Origin of the sequence: Halobaculum limi, from assembly GCF_029490015.1 — an archaeon.
Lineage (GTDB): Archaea > Halobacteriota > Halobacteria > Halobacteriales > Haloferacaceae > Halobaculum > Halobaculum limi.
Genome location: NZ_CP120468.1, coordinates 2,442,707 through 2,468,910, shown reverse-complemented (window position 1 = coordinate 2,468,910; position 26,204 = coordinate 2,442,707). Strand labels below are relative to the sequence as shown.

Here is a 26,204-nt window from a genome sequence, read left to right as displayed (position 1 = left end):
GGACACCAACCCTTATTCGACGGCCCCCGTATCCACGCCATATGGATGAATTAGACGACGTGTTCGTCGCCCAGGTTATGTCCGAGAGCCTCTACACCGTCACGCCCGAGACGCTGGTCGAAGAAGCGGCCAACGGGATGATGGAGCGTCGCATCGGCTCCGTCATCGTCGTCGACGACGACGGCACGCTCCGAGGCATCCTCACCAACACGGACTTCGTCCAGATCGTCGCGGAGCGACAGCCCAAAGACCAGACGCCCGTCTCCGAGTATATGAGCGCAGACCTCATCACGGCCGCCCCTGGGGACTCGCTGTCGCACGTCGCGGACACGATGCTCGAACACGGCTTCCACCACATGCCCGTCACCGACGGCGACGAGGGCGTCGTCGGCGTCGTCTCCACGACCGACCTCACCGCCTACCTCTCGCGGCTCCCCCGATAACTCACACGCGCACGCGCGACCCTCGCATCGGATCGTACTGCACCTACTGTACTGCGTCGTGTCGTTACGACGAGCGCTCGCGTCCGCCGTCGCGGGCGGCAGTCGCCTCCGAGTCGGCGCTTTCATCGACCGCGTCCGGGTCTGGTGTCCACCACATCGACACGCCGACGTCACGCCCACGCAACAACGCCTCGGTGTCCACCTCGACGCGGGTCGGCGGCGGGAGCGTCACGGATTCGCTGTCGAACGAGACCGTTACGGCGACGGGCGAACCTTCGTCGCCGTCCGCAGCGGCGAGGAGTCGTTGGAGGTGGTCGAGGTCGTCGACCACTGCTTCGCGATTCGGACGGTCGGGGGCCCTCTGCACGCCGCCGAACACCGGGGCGATGTCGACGTCCGCAGAGCGATTCGAGAGAACTGCGTTGACGGCCGCTCCGAGCAGCAACAACAGCCCCGAGAGGTACAGCCACGAGAGGAACACGAGAATGGCGGCGATGACGCTCTGATCCGGTTGGGCGCTACTCCAGGAGACGTACACGCGAAACAGCGACTCCGCCGCGGTCAGCCCCGCGCCCGCGAAGACCGCTCCCGGAAGCACCTCGACTGCACTCACGTCCGCATCCGGGAACACGTAGTACATCGGAAACAGCGTGACTGTCAGCGCGAGCGCGAGTGCGAACCGCGAGAGCGCCCATCCGGCGGGGCCGGTCGCCACACCGGCGACGGCATCCGTCAGCGCCGCACCGACGACGACCGCGAGACCGAAGGTGACCAAGACGAGGACGCCGTCACCGAGTTGGTCGAGAAACGTGTTCTCGGCCTCCGTCTCGTAGATGTCGGAGAACGCCGTGTCGAGTCCGCGGAACACCCGAAGCGCCCCCCACATGAGGACGGCGACACCGGCGACAGAGAGAGTTCGCGAGGCGCTCGCACGCTCTAACTCCGCGAGCAGTTCCCGCCCGGCGTTGGGCGTGAGTGCGGCCGCGACGAGCGACTCGAACGACGACTCCAGCCCTCGGCCGCCGACCGACGAGAGGACGACGACCACGAGGACGAGCAACGGGAGCAACGAGACGAACGCGTGGTAGGCGACGCTGCCAGCGAGAAAGGTTATCTTCTCGGTGCGGACTTCGTGAACGACCGCGCGGGCGAGCGAGACGACGCGGTGTCGATCCATAGCCGGCCAACGCACCCGGAGGCGAAAAACACGCCGGCGGCGCTGGAATCGTCTGACGACTACTGCGGCGCGTGGCGGGCCACTCTGGGAGGAACCGCTTAGTCGCTGGCGGTAGTGTCGAGGGTATGACAGTCATCGCGCTGTTGAGCGTCGCACCGGTCGTCGAGGGGAGTATGTCGAGGGAAGTGGCGAAAGCAGTCGCCGTACTCGACGACTTCGACGTAGCCTACGAGACGAACCCGATGGGAACCGTCATCGAGACCGAGTCGATGGAAGAGTTGATGGCGGCGGCGACCGCCGCGCACAACGCCGTCGACGGCGACCGCGTCTCCACGTTCCTCAAGATAGACGACAAGCGAACCCGGTCGCAACGGGCGAGCGAGAAGGTAGACGCAGTCGAACGGGAACTCGGGAGGCCCGCGCGGAGCGACGAGAGTTAATAACTCAGGCAGATACGATTAGTATAATAGAGTAAAAATAGGCGGCCTATTGGCAGTCGAATTAATAACGCTTGGCGGACTAGGGTCGGTACGAAGATGCCAGGAGACGACCCGACGGGGGAGAAGGCCGCCCGTGGGTCCGACGGTGACGGGCCTACTGCCCACGACGGCCGCGACGAACACGCGAATCACGACCACGACAGCACAGCGTCGGATCTGCCGACCGAAGAGGCGACGGCAGGCGCGGTCGACGCCGAGACGGACCTCTGTCTGTCGGTGCCGGAGATGGACTGCGCGTCGTGTGCGTCGAAGGTGACGAACGCCGTCTCGGCCGTCGACGGGGTCACCGACATCGACCCGCGCCCGACGACGGGGACGCTCATCGTCGGAACCGACGGCTCGGTCGACCGCGACTCCGTCGTCGCGGCCGTCGAGTCGGCCGGTTACGCCGTCGCGGACGACACCGAGTCGGTGACGCTGTCGATTCCCGACATGGACTGCGCCTCGTGTGCCTCGAAAGTAACTCGTGCCCTCGACGGCGTCGACGGCGTCCGCGAGTTCGAGACGCGCCCGACGACCGGCACGGTCGTCCTCCGATTCGACCCCGACAGGACGAACCTCCAGTCGGTCGTCTCCGCAGTCGAGGCCGCCGGCTACGAGGTCGAGTCCACGTCGCTCGACGACGACGGCGGAGCGTCCGCGTCGGTGTGGCGGAGTCGCCGAGCGTACGCGACGTACGCGGCGGGTCTGCTCACGCTGGTCGGCCTCGTCCTCGCGAATCCGCTCACAGGCTTCTCGGGGCCGACGGTCGACGTACTCGGCCGCGCAGTTCGGATCGGTGACCTCGCGTATCTGGGCGCGGTCGCGGTCGGCGGCGTCCCCGTCTTCCGCAACGGCTACTACTCGCTGCGCCAGCGCAGCCTCGATATCGACCTGCTGATGAGCGTCGCCATCCTCGGTGCGGTCGCCGCGGGCATCGGCTTCGACGAACCGCTGTACTTCGAGGCGGCGACGCTGACCACGCTGTTCTCCATCTCCGAACTGCTGGAGTCGGCGGCGATGGACCGCGCGCGAAACTCCCTGCGGGAACTGATGGAACTGTCGCCCACGGAGGCGACGGTCGTCCGCGACGGCGACGAACAGACTGTCCCCGCCGAAGAGGTGGACGTGGGCGAGACGGTCGTCGTTCGCCCCGGCGAGCGTATTCCTCGCGACGGCGTCGTTCGCGACGGCACGAGCGCAGTGAATCAGGCCCCTGTCACGGGCGAGTCCGTCCCCGTCGACAAGGCCGCCGGCGACGAGGTGTTCGCGGGCACCATCGTCGAGGGCGGCTACCTCGAAGTCGAAGTGACGACGCCCGCCGGAGAGGACACCCTCTCCCGAGTCGTCGAGATGGTCGAAGCCGCACAGAGCGACCGCTCGGAGCGCGAGCAGTTCGTCGAGCGGTTCGCGGGCTACTACACGCCCGTCGTCGTCGGCTTCGCCCTCCTCGTCGCACTCGGCCCGCCCCTCGCACTCGGCGGGGCGTGGGATACGTACGTCCTGTACGGCCTGACGCTGCTCGTCCTCGCGTGCCCCTGTGCGTTCGTCATCTCCACGCCCGTCACGGTCGTCTCGGGCATCACCGCCGCCGCGCGTAACGGCGTCCTGATCAAGGGCGGATCGTACCTGGAAGCGATGGGCGACGTGGACGCCGTCGCCTTCGACAAGACGGGGACGCTCACGAAGGGCGAACTGACTGTCACCGACGTCATTCCGCTCGGCGACAACACCGAGGCCGACGTGTTACGCTGTGCTCGTGGTCTCGAACTCCGGTCGGAACACCCCATCGGCGACGCCATCGTCGACCGCGCGAACGCTGAAGGCGTCGACGACCGAACCGTCGAGGACTTCGAGGCCGTCACCGGAAAGGGCGTCACCGCGACGCTCGACGGGACGCCCCACTACGCGGGCAAGCCCGGCCTCTTCGCCGACCTCGGCTTCGACCTGTCGCACGTCCACGCGGCCACCGACGGCGGCGTCGTCACCCGCACCTCTCGCGCAATCTGTGAGCAGAACAACTGTCTCGACCTCCTGAGCGATACCGTTCCCGAACTCCAGTCGGAAGGGAAGACGGTCGTCCTCGTCGGCACAAAAGACGACTTGGAGGGCGTCGTCGCTGTCGCCGACGAGGTGCGCCCCGAGGCCCGCCGCACGGTCGAACGCCTCCGCGAGGCGGGCGTGCGGACGGTGATGCTCACCGGCGACAACGAGCGAACCGCCCGCGCCGTCGGGGCGCAGGTCGGCGTCGACGAGGTCCGCGCGGAACTGCTCCCCGACGAGAAGGTGGCCGCCGTTGAGGAGTTGCTCGCGGAACACGACGGCGTCGCGATGGTGGGCGACGGCGTCAACGACGCGCCCGCCCTCGCCACCGCGACGGTGGGCATCGCGATGGGTGCGGCGGGCACGGACACGGCGCTGGAAACTGCGGACGTGGCCCTCCTCGCCGACGACCTCTCGACGCTGCCGTACCTGCGGACGCTCGCGGAGCGAGCGAACGGCGTCATCCGGCAGAACGTCTACACCAGTCTCGCGGCGAAGGCGGCGCTGGCGGCGGCGGTCCCGTTCGGTCTCGTCCCCATCTGGTTCGCCGTCCTCGCTGGCGACGCCGGGATGACCGTCGGCGTGACGGCGAACGCGAGTCGACTCGCGCGCGTCTCACCCGACGACCCCGGCTCGGAACCAGCCGAGGTGGGCGCGACGGCCGACGACGGGGCCGACACTACCGACACGGCGGCCGCTCCCACCGACGAAGACGGTGAGGACGACGACAGCCACGCCGACCCGCCGAAGGCCGCGTGACCGAACCGAGAAGCATTATCCCGCCGGCCGCGAACCGCGGCGTATGCCCCAGTTCAACGCCTTCTTCGAGACGCTTCGCGACCGCATCGACCGCAAGGACACGGTGGTCTCCGTCGGCCTCGACGCCGACCTCGACCGCATCCCCGACCACCTCCACGAGAAGGATCTGCCGCGGTGGGCGTTCAACCGTCGCATCATCGACGCCACCCACGAGTACGCCGCCTGCTACAAGCCCAACGCAGCCTTCTACGAGGACGCCGACGGCTGGCGAAGCCTCCGCGAGACGGTCGCGTACGCTCACGGGAAGGACGTGCCCGTCTTGCTGGACGCGAAGCGTGCCGACATCGGCAACACGGCCCGGAAGTACGCCGAGTTGCTGGACCACGTCGACGCCATCACCGCGAACCCGTACATGGGTCGCGACTCGCTGGAGCCGTTCCTCTCGAAGGCCGACAAGGGTGTGTTCGTCCTCTGTCGCACCTCGAACCCCGGCGGGGCGGACCTGCAGGACTTGGAACTGGCGTCGGGCGAACCGCTGTACCGCCGGGTCGCCGCCGTCGCCGACCTGTGGAACGAACGCGGCAACGTCGGCCTCGTCGTCGGCGCGACCGCGCCCGATGAGTTGGAGGAACTCCGCGAGGAGGTGCCCGACCTCCCGTTCCTCGTCCCCGGCGTCGGCGCGCAAGGCGGCGACGCGGAGGCGGCCGTCGAGTACGGCCTCGCCGACGGCGTCGGTCTCGTCAACTCCTCGCGGGGCATCATCTTCGCAGGTGAGGACGCTGGCGAGAACTTCGCGAAGGCGTCCGGGCAGGCCGCCAAGCGCCTCCGCGACCGACTGAATCGGCATCGAACCGAAGCGTAGCGTCCGTCGGCCGCTATCGGTTCTGCGAACCGGGCAGGTTCGTATTTAGGTGTCGAGCGACGAAGGGGGCGTATGCTTTCCGACGGTGCTGTCGTTGTCATCTTCGCGTTCCTCGCGGGTGGCACGGCGACGGCCGTCGGGACCTACGCGTGGCAAAATCGTGGCGAACCCGGTGCGGCCCCCTTCGCCGCCTTGATGGCGGGTGTCGCAGTCTGGTCGCTGTCGTACGCACTCGCGTTGACCGCGTTCGATCCGGGCGTGCGCGAACTGTTCGAGGTTCCACTCGAAATCGGGAAAGCGATTATCGCGCCCGCGTGGCTCCTGTTCGCGTTGGGCTACACCGGACGCGGCGAGTACGTCAGTCGCCGACTGATCGCCGTGCTGGCGGTCGTCCCCGTGGTGACGACCGTCCTGGTCGCGACCGCGCCGACGCACGGCCTGATGTGGACGAACTACCGTATCACGCCCGTCTTCGGGGCCGCGACGGTGACGTTCGATCCGGGGCCGTGGTTCTACGTCCACGCCGCCTTTGGGTGGGCCGTCATCGGCGCGGGGGTGGTGTTCTTGCTCGAACCGGTGCTGTCGTACGGGTCGCTGTATCGCGATCAGGGGATCGCTCTCATCCTCGGGACCGCCGTCAGTTTCGTCGCGCACGTGAAGGCGACGTTCTTCATCCCGCCGGTCCCGGCGCTCGATCTGACGCCGTTGACGCTCGCCATCACGGGGATACTCTTCGGGTTCGCGCTGTTCCGATTCGAACTCCAGGGCCTGCTTCCAGCGACGCAGGTGCTCGGCCGCCGCGCGGCCATCGAGGACGTGGGCGTCGGTCTCGTCGTCGTCAACGCGGACGGACAGATCATCGAGTTCAACGGCGCTGCGCGGCCGGTGCTGGGCGTGGACAGAGAAGAGGAGGCGGTCGCGGGAACGCCGTTGTCGACGTTCGTCGACGACGTCGACCTGAAGACGACGGAGCCACAGCGTATCGAACAGACGCACGCGGCGCAGTATCGCGTGTACGAGGCGACCGTCTCCGCCATCGCAGACCACCACGATCGGACCGTCGGCTACACGGTCACGTTCGCGGACGTGACCGACCGAGAGGCACGCAGACAGCGCCTCGAAGTGCTCAACCGCGTCCTCAGACACAACCTCCGCAACGATATGACGGTCGTCGTCGGCAACGCGGACCTCCTCGCCGAACGTGTCGAGGAGGCGGACGCACCGCTCGCCGACGCCATCCGCCGCCGCGGGCGGGCACTCCAACGACTCGGTGAGAAGGCCCGCGACGTAGAGGAGATACTCGACGGCGACGACCGCGGCGTCCACGACGTGTCCGCGAGAGCTCTGTGTCGCAGCCTCGTCGAACAGACGCGCGAATCGTGCCCGAACGCCGATATCGCCGTCGACGTGCCCGAAGGCCTGACGCTCACCGTCCGAGAGTCGGTGTTGGACGTCGTCCTCTGGAATCTCGTGGAGAACGCCGCAGAGCACACCGACGAATCGGCCATCCGCGTCGCCGTTCGGGTCGACGACGACGGCGTGCGGTTCGTCGTCGCCGACGACGGCCCCGGCATCCCGGAGACGGAACTGGAGAGCATCCGCACGGGCACCGAGAGCGCCCTCTCACACGGGAGCGGTCTCGGACTCTGGGTGGTTCGGTGGGGAACGCGCATCCTCGGCGCAGACCTGTTGTTTGACGCCGACGACGGCGGGACGACTGCGACGGTGACGCTCCCACGCCACGTGGTCGCGGATGGTGATTCCCCCGACAGCGCGGGCGGGGATGGTGACCCCGTTCGCTCTGCCGCGATCGACGCCCCCCAACAGACGCCGGTGACCGACGGGGACGGTGTCTCTGTCGACGCGACCGCCGACGCGAATCGCGAGCCTCGGGAGTGACGGCCGATCCGAGCGGCTTGTCGGCGGGGTCAGTCAGTCCCGAAGCCGTGCGCACTCGACGCACGTGCCCGCGGCCTCGTCGTAGTGGTCCGCACAGACGGCCGCGCCACAGTGGTCGCAGGTGAAGCGCGCCGGGGCGGCTTCACACGAATGCAAGGAGGCAGCCACGGCTTTAGCCGTGGGAGGAATCCGACAATCCTCGAACAAACCCACGAGCGATGGCAGTCCGACTCCCCACGCCAATCGTAGAAATATAAAGAAATACTTTGAGATGTGAAGTACAGATGGAGGACGCGATTCGCACCGTCAAGGTCAAACTCGACGTACCCCACGAGCGGTGCGACGACCTCCATCAAACCAAAAACCAGTTCCTCCACTGTGCGAACACCACCGCAGAGTGGGCGTGGAGACACCCACACGACTACTGCGTCACCTCGAAACAGAACGCCGAGAACGCCCTCTACAACCAACTCCGAAACGAGACGGAGTTGACCGCAAACCTCGTGCAGAAAGGGATTCGTCGTGCTATCGAGGCTACGAAAAGCGGTGTCGCCCGACTCAAGAAGGGTGAGAAAACCAGCCAACCGCAGTTTGATGCGTGGAGCGTCGTCTATGATAAGCGGTCAGCGACGTTCCACCGCGACCACGTTTCCCTTTCCACGGTGAGCGGTCGCGTCGAGTGCGACTACGTGCTTCCCGACAACCCCAACGAAACACCGATTGGCGAGTACCTGCTGAACGAGGACTTCGAGTTCCGAATGTCCACGTTGCAGTACGACCGCTCTACGGAGTCGTTCTACCTCCACGCTCGGATGCGCCGAATTGAAAGTGACGAGCAGTCCACGACTTCTTCTGACGCCGAGCACAGAACAGTCCTCGGCGTCGACCTGAACGTGGACGGCTCGCTCGCCGTGACTTCCACGGGCGCGTTCATCGGGAACGCCGACGAGATGAATCATCGGCGCCGAGAGTTCGAGAAGACTCGCGGGTCGATGCAACAGACAGGGACGCGCTCGGCGCACCTGTCGATTCAGTCGATGCAAGATCGAGAACACCGCTGGATGCAGGACGAACTGCACCGCGCCTCGAATCAGATTCTCGAAGAGGCTCGCGACCACGGCTGTACGCACATCGCCTTCGAGAATCTGACCGACATTCGCGAGCGGATTGCCGGTGCGAAGCGATTCCACGCGTGGGCGTTCCGACGCCTGTACCAGTACACCGAATACAAAGCCGAAATGTTCGGAATCGAGGTTGAACAGATAAGTCCAGCATACACCTCTCAGCGGTGTTCGTCGTGTGGATTTACGCACGAATCGAATCGACGGTCGAAGCACGAATTCGTGTGTCAGAAGTGCGAGTACGAACTGAACGCGGACTACAACGCGAGCAAGAATATCGCTCGCAAACTTCTCAAGCGACTCCACTCGGGGCAGACGTCTTCGGGTGGAGGCGCACCCCGTCAGTGTGCGCTGACGTCAGGGACGCTGAACCTGAACGGCGATTACACCGCCTCCGTCAAAGCGACGGCAGAAGGGGAGTCCACTGACAAGCCCACGACTTCAGTCGTGGGTCACTGACACACCTGACACAGTCCGGTGACGCTCATACTCGTCTCTCTCCGCTGTTCGCGGAGTCTCATCACGGTTGGTGTGCTCGGTGGCCCGGCGAGGGGTTTACGGTTCGCCGTCGCCGATACTGGCTGTGGACCGTGACGTACTCATCCTCGGGATCGCCGCCGTGCTCGCCGGGTTGACGGCGACGCTCGTGATGCTCGGGATCACGCAGTCGCTGTTCGTCCTCGTCGCGGCCATCCCGACCGGGGCGGCGGCGTACTTTATGTGGTATCAGGCGTCCGGCCGGATGAAGGAGGACCTCCGCGACCGAGCGACCAGAGAGCAAGCCCGGGCACGGGCGAGTCGCGGCCCTCGCGGCGGCAACTCCCGGTTCGCAAGGGAGGCACGCGCGCGGATGGGCGACGGCGGCCGGGTCGGTCCGAACGGTCGCGGTCCGACGGGTGGTGCCAGTATGCGCGGAAACTCGGGGATGCCGCCGGGCGACGCGCGGCGAACGCTCGGCGTCGAGGCCGGCGTCTCCGAGTCGGACCTGAAGTCGGCGTACCGCGAACGCGTGAAAGAGACACACCCCGACTCCGGCGGCGACGAAGAGGAGTTTAAGCGCGTCAATCGCGCCTACGAGACGCTGAAAGACGACTGAGCCGGCAGCTACGCAGATTCTCTCCGTCGCGATAGACCGCTCCCGAGCGCTCCCGTGTGTTTGTGAGGCATACTCGTGAAAACCGTTATAGGCGCCGAACGCTACCCTCGCACATGGGCGCTGACCGCGCCGTGCTTCGACGGACGATTGCGCACGGCGAGACGGAGGGCGGCAACATCGAGTTCAAAACCCGCCTGACCCGAGCCGTCCACCTCGCAGAGGGGCGGATGGAATCGCTGGCCGCACAGTTGCGCCACCGCGTCCTCTCCGGCGACGGCGAGGCGCAGTACGTCATCGGCGTCACCGACGACGGCGGCATCGCGGGCATCGCACCCGCCGAATTCTCCGAGTCGATGGACGTCCTCTCGTTGCTCGCCGAGGAGGCCGACGCACACATCCACGAGGTCGAGACGTGGGCCGCCGGCAGCGACGAGGCCGAGGGTGGACTCGTCGGCATCGCCACCGTCCGAGAGGGCGCGGCGTTCGAGGCCGACGACGACCACATCGTGGTCGGCACGGCAGGCCACGTCGACCACGGCAAGTCCACCCTCGTCGGGACGCTCGTCACCGGGCAGGCCGACGACGGCGAGGGCGGCACCCGCTCGTACCTCGACGTGCAACCCCACGAGATGGAGCGGGGGCTCTCTGCCGACCTGAGCTACGGCGTCTACGGGTTCGACGACGACGGCCCCGTCCGGATGGACAACCCCGACCGCAAATCGGACCGCGCACGCGTCGTCGAGGAAGCGGATCGACTCGTCTCGTTCGTCGACACGGTCGGCCACGAACCGTGGCTCCGCACGACCATCCGCGGACTAGTCGGGCAGAAACTCGACTACGGCCTCCTCACCGTCGCCGCCGACGACGGCCCGACGAAGACCACGCGCGAACACCTCGGCATCCTCCTCGCGATGGAGTTGCCGACCGTCGTCGCCATCACGAAGGTCGACGCCGCGCCCGAACAGCGGATGCTCGAAGTCGAACGCGAGGTGGAGTCGATGCTCCGAGACGTGGGGAAGACGCCGCTGCGAGTGGAGCGCCACGGCGTCGCGACCGCCGTCGAGGAGATTGGCGACGGCGTCGTGCCGATCCTCCTCACGTCGGCAGTCACGAAACAGGGCATCCCGGAACTCGACGAGATGCTGGAGTCGCTGCCAAAGCGGGCCGACGACGCCGACGGCGACTTCCGGATGTACGTCGACCGCGCGTACGACGTGAAAGGCGTCGGCGCGGTCGCGTCCGGCACCATCCGCTCGGGTGAAGTAGAGGCGGGTGACGAACTCCTCTTGGGCCCGATGCCCGACGGCACCTTCCGCGAGGTGGAGGTGCGCTCCATCGAGATGCACTACCACCGCGTCGATAAGGCACGCGCCGGTCGGATCGTCGGCATCGCGCTGAAGGGCGTGAAGGAAGCCGACATCTCTCGCGGGATGGCACTGGTCCCCCGCGACGCAGACCCGCGGCCCGTCCGCTCGTTCGAGGCGGAGGTGATGGTGCTCAACCACCCGACGCGGATCAAAGCCGGATACGAACCCGTCGTCCACCTCGAAACGATCAGTGAGGCGGCCGTCTTCTCGCCCGACGGCGGGCGACTCCTCCCGGGCGACACCGGTGAGACAACGGTTCGATTCAAGTTCCAGCCGTATCTCGTCGAGGAGGGCCAGCGGTTCGTCTTCCGCGAGGGGCGAAGCAAGGGTGTCGGCACCGTCACCGGCGTCAACTACGCCGACGAGTAACTGCCGGACAGCGCGGTACGTCGTTCAGTCGCGCAGTACCGCCGTTAGCGACGGCACCCGAATCGCACCATCTGGGGCCACGCCGTCGGTTCCGACCAGAACTGCGCCCATTCCGGCGTCGAGTGCGCCTGCGGCGTCCGAGTCAGCGGAGTCTCCGACGTGGACGGCATCACCGGCTGCGACGCCGAGCGTCGACAGCGCACGCTCGAATGGCGCCGGATCGGGTTTCGCCGCCGTGTCGTGACCGGCGAACACGACGGTGACGGCACGCTCATCCACGCCGACGGCTCCGGCTTTCGCCGCCTGCGCGTCCGGCGGGCCGTTCGTGACGACCGCATACGAGACGTCCGCCGCGTCGAGCGTGTCCAACACCTCGCGTGCGCCCGGGCACCACTCGACGTTTCCGTGGTCGCGCTCACGTGCGAACGCGCGGGCGACAGTCCGGCCGAGGTCGCTGTCGTGACCACGTTCGGCAGCGAGCGCAGCGAAGCAGGCCTCGCGGAGGTCCGCCATCGAGTCGGTCTGGTCGTTGAACTCGGCGAACCGTTCGTAGTACGCCTCCACCGGGAACAGCGGGTCGACGCCGACCGTCTCGAACGCGGCCGCCAACACCTCGCCGGGCGACCGGCGATACGAGACGAGCGTGTCGTCGAGGTCGAACGTCACGGCGTCGGCGGTTGCGAGCGGCGCGGCGAGACGACTCCCGTCGTCAGGCATCGTCGTCGGTGGTGTCGTGACTCCCGGTATCTTCGCTGTCGGCGCTGTCGTCGTCGCGGAGCGCTCGGAGGCGGTCAGTCGGGCGGTAGCCGCCGTCGACCGACTCCGCGAGGTCGAGGAGGACGAACCACTCCAGGTGTCGCTCGACTCGTTCACGCCACACGGACTCCCAGTCGTCGGTCCGGTACCGCTCCCAGTTGGGAACTCGGTCGGCGAACCCCTCGAAGGCAGCGGCGGCGTCGAGGGGGTCCGCCGTCGCGAGTAGGGCGTCGGCGGTGTTGCTCGCACCGTACACGCCGTCGAGCAGTCGTTCGCGGAGCAGTTCTGGCGTCGGATCGTCACGAAGTCGCTTGAAGCCGTCCGGCGTCTCCTCGGCTAGTCCGACCGCTCGCAGGAAGGTGAGCCACGTCCGCGCCACGTCGCGCGAGCGAAAGCCCACCCGTCGCATCAGCCGCGCACAGCAGTCGTCCTCGCTGCCCGGAACCAGCGGGACGGCCGCGTGTGCCTCTGCGACGAGAGCGAGCGACGCCGGTGGCTCCGGAACGAGTTTGAACTTCATCTACTTCTACTGGTAGTCGAACGACTCGGCCAGCAGGTCGTCGTGCGTGTCGCCCAGTGCGTACGTCGGACCGTCAAGCACGTCGACCGTGACGGCGGCGGGCGCGAACACCGACTCGTCGACCTCGTAGAAGTCGTAGTCGGCGTCCGCGAACACCTCGCTGAACGGACGACCGTACTCGCTGGCCGCGCTGGAGGGGACTTCATCGAACTGGTCGAAGTCCTCCGCGACGGTGAGGTGGACCTCGCCGCCGTACGCCAGCGCGTCGTTCGTCCGGCCCATCGCCTCCGTCTCGTCGTAACTGACGGGCGCGACCGGCGCGGTCCCCGCGACCGACTTGACGTCGTCTAAGTCGTAGCCGAGTTCGAACAGGCGGAACACCGCGAGTTCCGCGGCGCGGGCGGCGGCAGTGACGCTCCCCGCAGTCGATCCGAGTGCCGTCGTCGGGAGGAAGACGGCGGGCTGGTTTACGTTCGCCTTCTCGGCGACGTGTTCGACCACGTCGTCGTCGGGGAGCGTAGCGCTCTCGACACAGAGGACGGTCAGGTCGAACTCGTCGAAGTAGCCCAGCGCCTGATACTCGCGCTCCTCGCCGACGAGCGCCCGCGCGGGACCCGAGCCGAGGCCGGCGAAGTGGGGCAAGTCGAGTTCCCACCCCGCCTTCTGACAGCCGAGCAGCGCGAGTCCGGGGTGGTCTGTCGTGAGTTCGACGAACGGCGTCGGCGACCCGTCGACGCGACCCATCCGCGTCTGGAGGGTGGCGAGACCGGCGGTCTGGATCTCAGCGAGGAGGAGACCGGCCTCGAGGCCGCCGTCTGCCTCGACGCCGAAGTCGATGACCGTCGCGCCGCTGTCAAGTTCGTAGCCAGCGATGTTGAGTTCGTCGGCGAAATCGAGCGCCTCGTCGACCAACTCCACCGCCATCCGGTTGAGACTGTCCATACGGCGGCTTCGTCGGCATCCCGGTTAAGTTCGGTCTTGTTCGGTGACGACGCGCTGACCGGGTGACTCGGCACGGAGACCTCGTCGCCGGTTTTCTGAGGCCTCGTTCGTGGGCGGAGCGGCACGAAGACCGCTCCGCCGTCGCTCCGAGACGCTCGCTTCGCTCGCGTCTCGCGTCAGTCGTCGCTTGCGACGCCCGCTCCGAACTCCGCGGTCGCGTGCCCGCCCTCTGCGGCGTCGGGCAGTTCCTCGCGCACGTCGTCGCCGCGCCCCTCCGCGATGACCTCGGCGTAGGCGTCGGGGAGGACGCGCGTGAACTCCGTGACTGCCGACTCCCAGTTCGCGAGGAGTTCGGCGGCCCGGTCGCTGTCGGTGCGCGTGCGGTGGTTCTCGACGAGGCGGCGCAACATCGCCTCGTCTTGGTCGGTGAGGTCGTCACTGAGGCTCACCATCCCGTGGTTCGTCTTCGCCGCGAGGTCGTCGTCGGGGTCGTGGACGTACGCGACGCCGCCGGACATCCCGGCCGCGAAGTTGCGTCCGACCTCGCCGAGGATGGCGACGGCGCCGCCAGTCATGTACTCACAGCCGTGGTCGCCGACGCCTTCGACAACGGCCTTGACGCCGGAGTTACGGACGGCGAACCGCTCGCCGGCCATCCCGTTGACGTACGCCTCGCCGTCGGTCGCGCCGTACAGCGCGACGTTGCCGACGAGGATGTTCTCGTCGGCCTCGAAGCCGGCGTCCTCGGGCGTCTGGACGACGACAGTGCCGCCCGAGAGGCCCTTGCCGACGTAGTCGTTGGCCGCGCCGACGAGGTGGGCGTCGACGCCGTCCGCGAGGAACGCACCGAACGACTGGCCCGCCTCGCCGCGGAAGTCCAGGTCGAGTGCTCCCGCGGGCAGGCCGTCCTCGCCGTGTGCCTTCGAGATGCGGTTGGACAGCGTCGCACCGACCGCGCGGTCGGTGTTGTCGACGTCCGCCGACAGCGCCGCCGGTTCGCCCGTCTCGATGGCGTCGCCCAGTTCCTCCAACAGGTCCCAGTCGAGTGCGTCGTCGAGGTCCGGGTGGTCCTGCTCTCGTACCTTGTGCCGCGGGCCGTCGTCGTTCGGTTCCGCGATGACCGCCGACAGATCGAGTTTCTTCGCCTTCGGGTGGTCGACCTCCCGTTGTGAGAGGCAGTCTACACGCCCCACCATCTCGTCGACCGTGCGGAAGCCCAACTCGGCCATGTACTCGCGCAGTTCCTGCGCGATGAACGTCATATAGTTGATGACGTGTTCGGGTTCGCCGGGGAAGCGGTCGCGCAGGTCCTCACGCTGGGTGGCGACGCCGACCGGGCAGGTGTTCTGATGGCACTGCCGCGCCATCACACACCCGGAGGAGACGAGCGCACCCGTCCCGAACGAGAACTCCTCGGCGCCGAGAAGTGCCGCCACCGCGACGTCTCGCCCGGTCTTGAGACCGCCGTCCGTCGACACGGTGATGCGGTCGCGCAGGCCCGTCGCCCGCAGCATCTGGTTCGCCTCGGCGACGCCGAGTTCCCACGGCAGGCCGGCGTTCTTGATGCTGGTCTTGGGCGAGGCGCCCGTCCCGCCGGAGTGCCCGGAGATGTGGACGACGTCCGCCTCCGCCTTCGCGACGCCGGCGGCAATCGTGCCGATGCCGGCCTCGGAGACGAGTTTCACGTTGATGTCTGCCTCGGGGTTGGCCGCCTTCAGGTCGTAGATGAGTTGCTTCAGGTCCTCGATGGAGTAGATGTCGTGCAGCGGCGGCGGCGAGATGAGGCCGACGCCTGGCGTCGAGTAGCGCACGTGTGCGATGTACTCGTTCACCTTCGCGCCGGGCAGGTGGCCACCCTCACCGGGCTTCGACCCCTGCGCCATCTTGATCTGAATCTCGTCGGCGCTCGTCAGGTAGTTCGAGGTGACGCCGAAGCGGCCGGAGGCGACCTGCTTGACGTTGCAGTTCTTCTCCGTGTCGAACCGCTCGGGCGGTTCGCCGCCCTCGCCGGTGTTGGACTTCCCGCCGATGCGGTTCATCGCGATGGCGTTGTTCTCGTGTTGCTCCGGCGAGAGACTCCCGAGACTCATCGCCGCCGTCGAGAAGCGCTCGACGATGGACTCGACGGGTTCGACCTCTTCGACGTCGACGGAGTCGCGGTCGTTCTCGATGTCGAGGAGGTTCCGCAGTTCCGCGGGTGTGTCGGGGTCGTTCACTTGTTCGGCGAACTCGTCCCACGCCTCGCGGTCACCCTCGCGGACGGCGCGGTGGAGGGCGTTCACCGAGTGGGGGTTCCAGCCGTGTTTGATCCCCGTCGAGCGGTGTTCGTACTCGCCTTGCGTCTCCAGTTTGGGGTCTTCGCCGAAGCCGACGCGGTAGCGCTCGCGGAGGTCGGATTCGATCTCCGGGAGGCCGATCCCCTCGGTTCGAATCTCGGTGCCCTCGAAGTACTCGCGCACGAGGTCCGAGTCGAGGCCGACCGCCTCGAAGATCTGTGCGCCTTGGTAGGACTCGACGGTGGAGATGCCCATCTTCGCCATCGTCTTCAGCAGGCCCATCTCCAGGGCGTCGCGGTACGCCGACAGCGCCTTCTGTTCGTCTGCGCCGTCGGGCCCGGCGACGATGTCGCGGACGGTGTCGTACGCGAGGTACGGGCACACCGCGCCCGCGCCGTAGCCGACGAGACAGGCAACGTGGTGGACTTCGCGTGGGTCGCCCGACTCGACGACCAGGTCCGCACGCGCACGGAGGCCCTCGCGCACGAGGTGGTGGTGGACCGCGCCCGTCGCGAGCAGACTCGGGATGTGGTAGCGGTCCGGCCCCATGTCACGGTCGGAGAGGACGACCACGTCCGCACCGTCGCGCACCGCGTCGGCCGCGGCCGCGCGAAGATCCTCGACCGCAGTCTGCAGGCTGTCGTCGGGATCGAACGTCATGTCCAGCGTGACCGAGGAGAGGGCTCCGTCGGTCGCGCTATCGAGGTCGCGAAGCGTCGCTGTCTCTGCTTCCGTTACGACCGGCGAGTCGTTGACGACCTGCCGAGCATGTTCGGCCGTCTCGCCGAGGAGGTTGCGCTGGGCACCGAGTCGCGTCTCCAGCGACGTGACCAGTTCCTCGCGGATGTAGTCGATGGGCGGGTTCGACACCTGCGCGAACAACTGCTTGAAGTAGGTGAACAGCGGGCGGTCGAACTCCGAGAGCACCGACAGCGGCGTGTCATCGCCCATCGACCCGACCGGGTCTTTCCCCTGTTCGGCCATCGGGCCGATGAGGTGGTTCAGTTGGTCGGTCGTGTAGCCGAAGGCGGCCTGCTTGCTGCGGAGGTCGTCTCCCGGGCCGGTCTCGGGCGACGGGTCGGCCGCAGCGGTCACGTCCACGAGGTCACGCTGTTCGGTGTCGACCCACTCGCCGTACTTGGCGTCGGTGAGGTCGGCGAACACCTCCTCGTCGTCGAGCACTCGGCCCGCCTCGCGGTCGGCGACGAACGTCTCGCCGGGACGGAGGCGGCCGCGCTCGCGCACCTCGCTGGGGTCGTGGTCGAGTGCGCCGACCTCACTGCCCATCACGAGGCGGTTGTCGGTCGTCACGTCGTATCGACACGGTCGCAGGCCGTTGCGGTCGAGGACGCCGGCGACGCGGTCGCCGTCGAAGCCGATGACGAGCGCCGGGCCGTCCCACGGTTCGACCAGCGAGGCGTGGTAGTCGTAGAAGTCGCGTCGGTCCTCGCCCATCGCGTCGTCCTTGCGGTACGCCTCGGGGATCATCATCCGCAGGGCGTGGGGCAACTCGCGGCCACCCTGCAGGAGGAGGTCGAGCGTCTCGTCGACGGACGCAGTATCCGACTGGTTCGGGTCCGAGATGATCGGCCGGACGGCGTCGAGTTCTTCGTCGGTGAAGCCGCCGCCCGCCAGATCCGTCTGCCGGGCCCGCATCCAGTTGACGTTCCCTTGGATGGTGTTGAACTCGCCGTTGTGGACGACGTTGCGGTACGGGTGTGCGAGGTGCCACGCGCCGAGCGTGTTCGTCGAGAAGCGCGCGTGAACGAGCGCCACGCCCGAGTCGAGGCGGTCGTCGCGCAGGTCGGGGTAGTAGGCGTCGATCTGGTCGGCCTTCAGCAGGCCCTTGTAGACGACGCGGCGGCGGTCCAGCGAGCAGACGTAGAACTGCCCGCCGCCGTTGGTCTCTTCGGCTGCCGATTCGAGTTCCCGTCGGGCGACGTAGAGGCGTCGGTCGAGCGTCTCCTCGTCGGCGTCGTCGCTCGGTGCGACGAACACCTGCCACACGTCGGGTTCTGAGTCGAGTGCGGTCTGTCCGAGGTCTGCCTCCTCGGCGTCGGTGGGCACGTCACGCCACGCCAACACCTCCAAGTCGTAGTCGGCGAACGTTGACTCGACGAGCGATTCGAGCGTGCCGCGTGCAGCGTCGTCGGTCGGCATAAACAGCGACCCGACGGCGTACGTGTCGGGCAGGTCGCCGACGACCGCCTCGAAGAATGCGTCCGGGCGTTCGATCATAATGCCCGCACCGTCGCCGGTGTTCTGTTCGGCCCCGGTCGTCCCGCGATGTTCGAGATTCTCCAGTAACTCGAGTGCGTCCGATACTACTTCGTGTGAGCGACCACCGTCGAGGTCGACGACGGCACCGACACCACAGTTCGAGCGCTCGTCCGCGGGGTCCGCCAGGCCCCCAACGTGCGCCGACGCGTCCGGCTCAGTCATATGTGGGTAGTTCGACCACCTAACTAAAGGGTTGACCCTAAACGGCTAAGGGTGTGTTATTGCCATATTAATATGTATAAGGTATACTGGTGATTCGGAGCGTCACCGTCGTTTACGTATAAAGTTCCGGAGGGATTCACTCACGAACGAGTATCGAATCGGAGGATTGTCGCCGGACGGGAGTGGCGATGGCGACGCGAAGTCGAGGGGTGCGAGCGCTCAGTACGACTTCGCGAAGTACGCCGTCCGGGTGGCGTCCTCCTCGCAGACGGCGCACGTCTCGTCGTGGTCGTCGCCGTGGAGGTCGTCGTCGTCCTCGAAGGGGACCATCACGATTTCCGCGGCGATCTGGTCTTTGACCTCTGCCTCACACGCCTCGTCGCCGCACCACGGCGTCTTCACGTAGCCGCCGTGTTGGCCGATGGTGCCGAGGATCTCGTTGCGCGAGTTGGCCTCGCGCACCTCGCCTTCGAGGTTCTCCTCCGCGCGGGCGTACAGTTTCGCGTACACCTCGTCGAGGTGGTCGCGCGTCGTCTCGGCGATGGCTTCGCGGTCGACGGTCGACTCCTCACCGTCGGGGCGGTGGATGACGGTGACCTCGTCGTCCTCGACCTCGTAGGGACCGATCTCGAAGCGGACCGGGACGCCGTTGAGTTCGTGTTCGTTGAACTTGAAGCCGGGATTGCGCGTGTCGCGGTCGTCGAGTTCGACGCGGACGCCCGCGTCCTCCAAGTCCTCGGCGACGCCCTCGGCGTACTCCAACACGTCGTCTTTCGTCTCCTCTTGCCAGATGGGGACGATGACGACCTGCGTGGGTGCGACCGTGGGCGGGAGCACGAGTCCCTGATCGTCGGAGTGGGTCATGATGAGTGCGCCGAGCGCCCGCCACGACAGCCCCCACGAGGTGGTGTGGGCGACGCGGTCGGCCTCGTCCTCGTCGGAGAACGTGATGTCGAACGCCTCCGCGAAACTCGTTCCGAGGTAGTGGGAGGTGCCGCCCTGCACGGATTTTCCGTCGGGCATCAGCGCCTCGACGGTCGTGGTGGTGTCCGCGCCGGGGAACTTGTCGTGGTCGGGCTTCTGCCCGCGGAGGACGGGGATGGCGAGGAAGTCCTCGTACACCGACTCGTACTGGTCGAGGCGAGTCATCGTCTCATCCCACGCGCCGTCGCGGGTGGCGTGGGCGGTGTGCCCCTCCTGCCAGAGGAACTCCTTCGTGCGGAAGAACGGCTTCGTGTCGGTCGCCTCCCAGCGCACGACGGAGGCCCACTGGTTCAAGCGGAGGGGAAGGTCGCGGTGGCTCCGGACCCACTGCGACATGTAGGGGGCGATGATGGACTCGGAGGTGGGCCGCACCGCGAGTCGCTCCTCCAACTCCTCGTGGCCGCCGTGGGTGACCCACGCCACCTCGGGGTCGAACCCCTCGACGATGTCCTTCTCGGCTTCGAGGTAGGACTCGGGGATGAGCAGGGGGAAGTAGGCGTTCTGGACGCCCGTGTTCTTGAACTTCGCGTCGAGAAAGTTCTGCAGGCGCTCCCAGAGGGCGTACCCGCGCGGGCGGGTGATGATGAACCCGGACATCCCGTCGGGCGCGTAGTTTGCGAGACCAGCCTTGCGGACGACTTCCGCGTACCAGTCTCCCGTCTCGTACTCCTTCGATTTCGTGATGCCCAACTCCTGTGCGTCGGAGTCGGCGTCGTCGTGTTCGCTCATACTCGTGGGTATCGGACTGCCGTCTTAAACTCGGTGCGTTCGGTCGCGGGGAAGAAGGTGGGAGGCGTGGCTACGCGCCACGCGGCGGCAGCGGCGACGGGCCGCGTCGCTCGCGACGGTGGGTGACGGATCGATGTCCGGCGACGGCGACGCGCATAGTCGACGTGAGACCGCCGCCCGAGAAGAGCGTTCCCCCACCCTGTGGATCACTCACGCGGCTGAACGACCGGGTCGACGCCCGTCTCCACGTCGACGTGCCGGGGTTGTCCCTCGTGATACACGAACGTCGCGCGAAACGTCCCGCCCGCGAGGACCGTCGGCAGCCACATTCGGTCCGTCTCCCACATCTCGTCGGTCGGGAGGTCTTCGACGGGGGCCCACACCGGGATGGCTTCCTCGCTCTCCGTCGGCGTTCCCTCGTACGCCGTCGCGCGAAAGACGTGGACGACGGCCGACCAGTCGTCGGCCCAGTAGGCGAACGTACCTGCGAGGTCAGGAGTGTGAACGTCGATGCCCACTTCTTCGCGCACCTCGCGTACGACACAGTCGCGTGGCGTCTCCCCGGCCTCCAGTTTCCCGCCGGGGCCGACGAGGTTCCCCGCGCCGACGCCGCGTCGTTTCCTGATGAGGAGCGTCTCGTCACCGTCGACGACGTGACACAGCGTCGCCTCCGGGAGTCGGTCGCGGGCGGCGGCCGGGGCGAGTGTCACCTCACCTGCGCGTCCGATCATCGCTCTGTCGAGTCGCTATCGTCGCGTCCTGTGTCCGCAGGGTCGACCGCGAACGGACTCTCACGCTCGCGCCACGACCACCCGGGGAGGCGGGTCTGAATCCCTGCTGCGAGGGCGGCGTCCAGGTCGTCGACGCCGGCAGGGTCGCCGTCGTCGCCGTGACTCCGCGTATCCGCGAAGTGGAACGTCGCTTCTGCGAGGAGGGCGAGGGGTTGCTCGCCGGCGATGGTCGCCGCCAACTGCCGGCCGAGGAGTTCGTCGACGACGAACCCCGGATAGTCGCCCTCGACGTCCAATTCCCTGAGGAGACCCGCGAGGGCGGCGACGTTGACCGCGCGGTCGCCGTCGGCGAACAAGAGGTCTATCTCGCGGCGATACTGGGCCTCGGTGACGGACGCCACCTCCGTCTCGAACATCTCGGCGAGAGCGGCGCGAGTGTCGTTGAGGAGGGGAACGACGACCGACGCTCGGTCGCGCAGGCGGTCGCGTTCGGCGGTGACAGAGTCGGGAGTGACGTGCATATCCGAAATACGTCCCAATGACGGGTAGTGGTTTCCGGGTAGCGGTTTGCGAAGAGTTTTATAACACGCGGCGACTACGTGGGAACAAGCGGGTTTTCCGTCGCCCACTTGGGCTACCTCAACGGAGCGTCCCGTACTCATGCAGTCTTCCACTCACAGTCGACCCGAGGGCGTAGCGACCGACAGCGACGCCCCGCGGTGCAGACGACGCGTATCTCAGTTATGAGCCAAGTCGAGAAACAGTTAGAGCAGACGAAAGCACAGATCGAATCGGAAATCCCCAGCGACATCACGGTTACCGACGTCAAATACGAGGGGCCGGAACTGGTCATCTACACGCGCCACCCCAAAGCGTTCGCGCAGAATGGCGACCTGATCCGACGCCTCGCCTCCAAACTCCGCAAGCGAATCACGGTTCGTCCGCATCCGGACGTCCTCTCTGACCCGCGTGAGGCCGAATCCAAGATCCGTGACGTCATCCCCGAGGAGGCCGGCGTCACCGACCTCGACTTCCACGAGGACACCGGCGAGGTCGTCATCGAGGCGGAGAAGCCGGGAATGGTCATCGGCCGCCACGGCGCGACTCTCCGCGAGATTACTCAAGAAGTCGGCTGGACCCCCGAGGTCGTTCGCACGCCCCCCATCGAGTCCTCCACCGTCTCAAACGTTCGCAACTTCCTGAAGCAGGAACGCGAGGAGCGCCGCGACATCCTCGAACGCGTCGGCCGCACCATCCACCGCGAAGAGATGGCCGACGAGCAGTGGGTCCGCATCACCACCCTCGGCTGTTGTCGCGAGGTCGGACGCGCGTCGTTCATCCTCAACACCGCCGAGACGCGCATCCTCATCGACTGCGGCGACAAGCCCGGCGCGGAGGGCGAAGTGCCGTACCTCCAGGTGCCGGAGGCACTCGGCGCGGGCGCACAGAACCTCGACGCGGTCGTGCTAACCCACGCCCACCTCGACCACTCGGCGCTCATTCCGCTCCTGTTCAAGTACGGCTACGACGGTCCCATCTACTGCACGGAACCGACGCGCGACCTGATGGGTTTGCTCACGCTCGACTACCTCGACGTCGCGAGCAAGGAGGGGCGTACGCCGCCCTACGAGTCGGCGCAGGTGCGCGAGGCGATCAAACACACCATCCCGCTGGAGTACGGCGACGTGACCGACATCGCGCCGGACGTGAAACTCACGTTCCACAACGCGGGGCACATCCTGGGGAGCGCAGTCTCGCACTTCCACATCGGCGACGGCCTCTACAACGTCTGCTTCTCGGGGGACATTCACTACGACGACACCCGCCTGTTCAACGGCGCGGTCAACGACTTCCCGCGCGTCGAGACGCTCGTGATGGAGTCGACCTACGGCGGGCGCAACGACTACCAGACCGACCAGGAGGACTCCGAGCGCAAGTTGATCGAGGTGATCAACGAGACGTACGAGGAGGACGGCAAGATCCTCATCCCGGCGTTCGCGGTCGGCCGGTCACAAGAGATTATGATGGTGTTAGAGGAGGCGATGCGCACCGACAAGATTCCCGAGATGCCCGTCCACCTCGACGGGATGATCTGGGAGGCGACGGCCATCCACACCACCTACCCCGAGTACCTCCGCGACGACCTCCGCGACCGCATCTTCCACGAAGACGAGAACCCGTTCCTCGCCGACCAGTTCAACCACATCGACGGCGGCGAAGAGGAGCGCCAGGAGGTCGCCGACGGCGGCCCCTGCGTCATCCTCTCGACCTCCGGGATGATGACCGGCGGGCCGATTATGTCGTGGCTGCGCCACCTCGGAACCGAGGAGAACTCGAAACTCACGTTTGTTGGTTACCAGGCACAGGGGACGCTCGGCCGACGCATCCAGAACGGTTGGGACGAGATTCCCGTACAGGACCCGCAAGATCGGAGTCGCACCTCGACGCTCACGCTCAAGATGGGCGTCGAGACAGTCGACGGCTTCTCCGGCCACGCCGACCGCCAGGGACTGGAGAACTTCGTGAAGACGATGAACCCCCGTCCCGAGAAGGTGCTGTGCGTCCACGGCGACGAGCGCTCCGTCCAAGACTTCTCGTCGGCGCTGTACCACGAGTACAATATGCGGACGTTCGCGCCGAAGAACCTCGAGACGTTCCGCTTCAAGTAGGATCGGCGCGTTCTCGGCTGATTCGGCGTCCGACCGCCGCGCGTTCGACACCCGAACTCAAGTCGTGCCGCGGTGAGACCCACGTATGCGCCTCGCGCTCATCGCGCACGACGAACAGAAGGAGACGCTCATCGACTTCGCTCGCGAGTACACCGATACGCTCTCGACGCACGACCTCCTCGCGACGGGGACGACTGGAAAGCGCCTGAACGAGGAGACGGACCTCACGGTCGAGCGGAAGTCGTCTGGCCCACTCGGCGGTGATATGCAGATCGGTGCGGAGGTGGTCAACGGCGACTGCCACGGCATCGTCTTCCTCCGAGACCCGCTGACCGCTCAACCGCACGAACCCGACATCTCCGCGCTGTTGCGCATCTGCGACGTTCACGACGTGCCGCTGGCGACGAATCCCACGTCGGCGTCGTATCTCGTAGAGGGGATCGGTCTCGGCGAGTGACTCTCGACCGCATCAGTCGTGAGACTCGGGTGTGTAGGTTTTTCAACCAGTAGACGCGAGTTCGGAGTAGACTCGATGACATCGCCGCTCCTCCGGTCGCTCGTCGCGGTTGTACTCGTCTGTTCGATGCTCACGGGACCCGCAGTCGCGCCCGCGGCTGCCGACCCCGCAGACTGCTTCGGTGACGGTCGCGACCTCGACGTTGGTACAGAGGGACCGACGATGGACATCTCTGTGTACACTTCACTGTTCACCAACTTCACAGGAAAAGGAGCGCTTGGCGTTTCTATCACCGGCAACACTGGTGAGGTGCAGGTGGTCTCGCTGCGAACCGGCCTCGTGTTCGCCGGCGTCGGCGACGTTAGTTCGTTCTTCGCGGACCCGTTCTCGCGGTTCGCGATCGCGTTCGACTACACGCTGTCGCTCCCGATGCTCGCGATGGCTCCCGGCGACGACACCTACACGCAGTCGGAGTCGCCCGTTGAGGGCGTCAGACAAGCGGAGTGTTCGGTCGAGGAGACGGATAGCGGTCAGTAACGGTCGTGGTGACGGCCTTGCCGCGTCACGGTTCGACACGCAGCGTCATCGTCAGCGGTGCGCCCCGTTCCAACGCCGTGACGAGTCGGCGGTGGAAGTCCGTGGCGGCCGCGTCCGCGCCGATCATAATGGTTCGCTCATCAACGTACTCGCTTGTTCGCCCGACCATACTCCGGTTGCCCTCGAAGGTGAGGTCCGGATGACCGTGCCCCTCGACCGTCTGTGTCGCATCGGCCGCGGCGAATTCAGCGGTGATCGTCGCCTCGTGACTTCGACACGCTTCGACGAACGACTGTGGCACGTCTGCGGGGGTGGTGTCGGCGTCGACTGCGAGAATGCAGTCGCCCGCGGGGGTGAGCCAGTCGTCGCTCGTCACTTCGAACGTACTGGTGTGCTCGGCAGAGACGTGTTCGTGTCCTTCGGCGCGAACGATTACCTCGCGGACCGCAGTGTCGGCGGTCTCATCACTCATAACGTCGAGTCCGACCGCCCGGGACAAAACGAGAGCGACTCGCGAGCGTGCGGACGTGAGAGAGGTAGGGCGTGACCGACTCGTGGCGGTACCGATGCCGGATCAGTCAATGTCGATGCCGCCGGCAGCGCGTTCGACGCCGACGACAAGTACAGCTCCCACTGCAGCGGCGAGGGCGAACTCACCGCCGATGGTGAGTGTCCAGCTGCCGACCGCCTCGGTGACTCTGACGACAGGGGCACGAAGCGCACCCACGATGAGTCCGACGAGGAACGCCAGCGTCGCCTCCCGACGGGCTGACAGCGCCGCGCGCACGGTGTGGGCGACCGTCAACAGGCCAACGACACCGCCGGAGAGGAAGGCGACGACGGGTACGCCCGTCTCGACGACGGTCGCCGTTGACCCGCCTGTGAGTGTTGCCAGGAGGGCGTCAACGAACGCCGACAGCGCACTCGTCATCCGTTCGTACTGGCCGAGGATAACGAGCAACAGCGATCCGGAGATACCAGGGAGGATCATCGCGCTCACTGCGACTGCGCCTGCGAAGAATGTTGCCGCGACCGAGGTACCGAGCGCGGCGCTTGCGCTTCCAGAGGCGACGAACGCGACGACGACGCCCACGATTGCGGCAGCGATCCGGCCACGCGTATTCAAGACGAGTTCGCCACGTAAGACGACTGCCGAGGCTCCGATTAGGCCGAAGAAGAACCCGTAGGTCAGTACTGGAATCGTCTCTAAAGCGATGTCAAGCGCGCGGGTTACGGTGAGGATAGCTGTTGCGATGCCCGCACCCAACGCGAGCAAGAACGCGCCATCGACCTCACGAAACACCGTCTTGAGGTCGGCTGGGTCGGACACCAGATCCGAGAGGACACGACGCACAAGCGCTGGTGACGCCGAGGTGAACGCCGTGATCAGGCGGTCGTAGATACCGGTGATCAGCGCGATTGTGCCGCCGGAGACACCGGGGACAGCGTCTGCCGCCCCCATTGCGACGCCACGGAGGTACGCACCGACCGCGCCGACGTCGTTCGCGAGGTCGTCATCAACCGACATTGCGTCGGTGTCGACGGC

At 66.7% G+C, this 26,204-nt stretch carries 21 protein-coding genes; 11 read left to right on the top strand and 10 right to left on the bottom strand.

What is annotated here, in order from left to right:
• The first annotated feature begins 41 nt into the window (after positions 1 to 41).
• Positions 42 to 443, top strand: coding sequence for a CBS domain-containing protein (locus tag P0D77_RS12440; RefSeq protein WP_277553397.1), 402 nt, complete (start codon positions 42 to 44; stop codon positions 441 to 443).
• Positions 444 to 507: 64 nt separating this feature from the next.
• Here P0D77_RS12440 and P0D77_RS12435 read toward each other — a convergent pair whose 3' ends face one another.
• On the bottom strand, positions 508 to 1,620 hold the full coding sequence (locus P0D77_RS12435; protein ID WP_277553396.1) for a YihY/virulence factor BrkB family protein: 1,113 nt from the start codon (positions 1,618 to 1,620) through the stop codon (positions 508 to 510).
• Positions 1,621 to 1,745: 125 nt separating this feature from the next.
• Between P0D77_RS12435 and P0D77_RS12430 the strand changes: the two genes are divergently transcribed.
• The 7 genes from P0D77_RS12430 (at position 1,746) to P0D77_RS12400 (ending at position 11,615) form a co-directional block, all read left to right on the top strand.
• A complete protein-coding gene (locus P0D77_RS12430; protein ID WP_277553395.1) occupies positions 1,746 to 2,060 on the top strand; it encodes an MTH1187 family thiamine-binding protein in 315 nt (104 codons plus the stop codon).
• Positions 2,061 to 2,156: 96 nt separating this feature from the next.
• Positions 2,157 to 4,901 (top strand): heavy metal translocating P-type ATPase, encoded by a 2,745-nt coding sequence (locus tag P0D77_RS12425; protein ID WP_277553394.1) that lies wholly within the window; start codon positions 2,157 to 2,159, stop codon positions 4,899 to 4,901.
• A gap of 43 nt (positions 4,902 to 4,944) precedes the next feature.
• On the top strand, positions 4,945 to 5,763 hold the full coding sequence (pyrF, locus tag P0D77_RS12420) for an orotidine-5'-phosphate decarboxylase (RefSeq protein WP_277553393.1): 819 nt from the start codon (positions 4,945 to 4,947) through the stop codon (positions 5,761 to 5,763).
• Between the two features lie 72 nt (positions 5,764 to 5,835).
• On the top strand, positions 5,836 to 7,662 hold the full coding sequence (locus P0D77_RS12415) for a histidine kinase N-terminal 7TM domain-containing protein (protein WP_277553392.1): 1,827 nt from the start codon (positions 5,836 to 5,838) through the stop codon (positions 7,660 to 7,662).
• Positions 7,663 to 7,946: 284 nt separating this feature from the next.
• Positions 7,947 to 9,242, top strand: coding sequence for an RNA-guided endonuclease InsQ/TnpB family protein (locus P0D77_RS12410; protein ID WP_277553391.1), 1,296 nt, complete (start codon positions 7,947 to 7,949; stop codon positions 9,240 to 9,242).
• Positions 9,243 to 9,366: 124 nt separating this feature from the next.
• Complete coding sequence (locus P0D77_RS12405) at positions 9,367 to 9,879, top strand: J domain-containing protein (RefSeq protein WP_277553390.1); 513 nt, start codon at positions 9,367 to 9,369, stop codon at positions 9,877 to 9,879.
• A 113-nt stretch (positions 9,880 to 9,992) separates the two neighbouring features.
• The gene (locus P0D77_RS12400; protein ID WP_277553388.1) at positions 9,993 to 11,615 is read left to right on the top strand and encodes a GTPBP1 family GTP-binding protein; all 1,623 of its coding nucleotides are present in this window, start codon (positions 9,993 to 9,995) and stop codon (positions 11,613 to 11,615) included.
• Between the two features lie 24 nt (positions 11,616 to 11,639).
• Here the strand turns inward: P0D77_RS12400 and P0D77_RS12395 are convergent, their stop codons facing one another.
• The 7 genes from P0D77_RS12395 to P0D77_RS12365 form a co-directional block, all read right to left on the bottom strand.
• Positions 11,640 to 12,332, bottom strand: coding sequence for an HAD family hydrolase (locus P0D77_RS12395; protein ID WP_277553387.1), 693 nt, complete (start codon positions 12,330 to 12,332; stop codon positions 11,640 to 11,642).
• The gene (locus tag P0D77_RS12390; protein ID WP_277553386.1) at positions 12,325 to 12,891 is read right to left on the bottom strand and encodes a double winged helix-containing putative transcriptional regulator; all 567 of its coding nucleotides are present in this window, start codon (positions 12,889 to 12,891) and stop codon (positions 12,325 to 12,327) included. The genes P0D77_RS12395 and P0D77_RS12390 overlap by 8 nt, the downstream gene beginning before the upstream one ends.
• 6 nt (positions 12,892 to 12,897) lie before the next feature.
• Positions 12,898 to 13,833, bottom strand: coding sequence for a methenyltetrahydromethanopterin cyclohydrolase (mch, locus tag P0D77_RS12385; RefSeq protein ID WP_277553385.1), 936 nt, complete (start codon positions 13,831 to 13,833; stop codon positions 12,898 to 12,900).
• A gap of 176 nt (positions 13,834 to 14,009) precedes the next feature.
• Positions 14,010 to 18,551, bottom strand: a complete 4,542-nt coding sequence (gene gltB, locus P0D77_RS12380) for a glutamate synthase large subunit (RefSeq protein WP_277553384.1) — start codon at positions 18,549 to 18,551, stop codon at positions 14,010 to 14,012.
• 219 nt (positions 18,552 to 18,770) lie between these two features.
• Entirely contained in the window at positions 18,771 to 20,264 is a 1,494-nt protein-coding gene (gene proS / locus P0D77_RS12375) for a proline--tRNA ligase (RefSeq protein ID WP_277553381.1), read from the bottom strand.
• Positions 20,265 to 20,470: 206 nt separating this feature from the next.
• On the bottom strand, positions 20,471 to 20,995 hold the full coding sequence (locus P0D77_RS12370) for an 8-oxo-dGTP diphosphatase (RefSeq protein WP_277553380.1): 525 nt from the start codon (positions 20,993 to 20,995) through the stop codon (positions 20,471 to 20,473).
• On the bottom strand, positions 20,992 to 21,516 hold the full coding sequence (locus tag P0D77_RS12365; RefSeq protein ID WP_277553379.1) for a DUF7984 family protein: 525 nt from the start codon (positions 21,514 to 21,516) through the stop codon (positions 20,992 to 20,994). The genes P0D77_RS12370 and P0D77_RS12365 overlap by 4 nt, the downstream gene beginning before the upstream one ends.
• A 222-nt stretch (positions 21,517 to 21,738) precedes the next feature.
• Here P0D77_RS12365 and P0D77_RS12360 point away from each other — a divergent pair, with 222 nt between their 5' ends.
• From P0D77_RS12360 to P0D77_RS12350, 3 genes are all read left to right on the top strand, one after another.
• Complete coding sequence (locus tag P0D77_RS12360) at positions 21,739 to 23,664, top strand: beta-CASP ribonuclease aCPSF1 (protein ID WP_277553378.1); 1,926 nt, start codon at positions 21,739 to 21,741, stop codon at positions 23,662 to 23,664.
• A gap of 85 nt (positions 23,665 to 23,749) precedes the next feature.
• Positions 23,750 to 24,121, top strand: a complete 372-nt coding sequence (locus tag P0D77_RS12355; protein WP_277553377.1) for a methylglyoxal synthase — start codon at positions 23,750 to 23,752, stop codon at positions 24,119 to 24,121.
• A gap of 75 nt (positions 24,122 to 24,196) precedes the next feature.
• Complete coding sequence (locus P0D77_RS12350; RefSeq protein WP_277553376.1) at positions 24,197 to 24,658, top strand: DUF7332 family protein; 462 nt, start codon at positions 24,197 to 24,199, stop codon at positions 24,656 to 24,658.
• 25 nt (positions 24,659 to 24,683) lie between these two features.
• Here the strand turns inward: P0D77_RS12350 and P0D77_RS12345 are convergent, their stop codons facing one another.
• Together P0D77_RS12345 and P0D77_RS12340 are read right to left on the bottom strand one after the other, a co-directional pair.
• Complete coding sequence (locus tag P0D77_RS12345) at positions 24,684 to 25,130, bottom strand: DUF371 domain-containing protein (protein WP_277553375.1); 447 nt, start codon at positions 25,128 to 25,130, stop codon at positions 24,684 to 24,686.
• A 102-nt stretch (positions 25,131 to 25,232) separates the two neighbouring features.
• Entirely contained in the window at positions 25,233 to 26,186 is a 954-nt protein-coding gene (locus P0D77_RS12340) for a DUF368 domain-containing protein (RefSeq protein ID WP_277555801.1), read from the bottom strand.
• Positions 26,187 to 26,204: the final 18 nt, after the last annotated feature.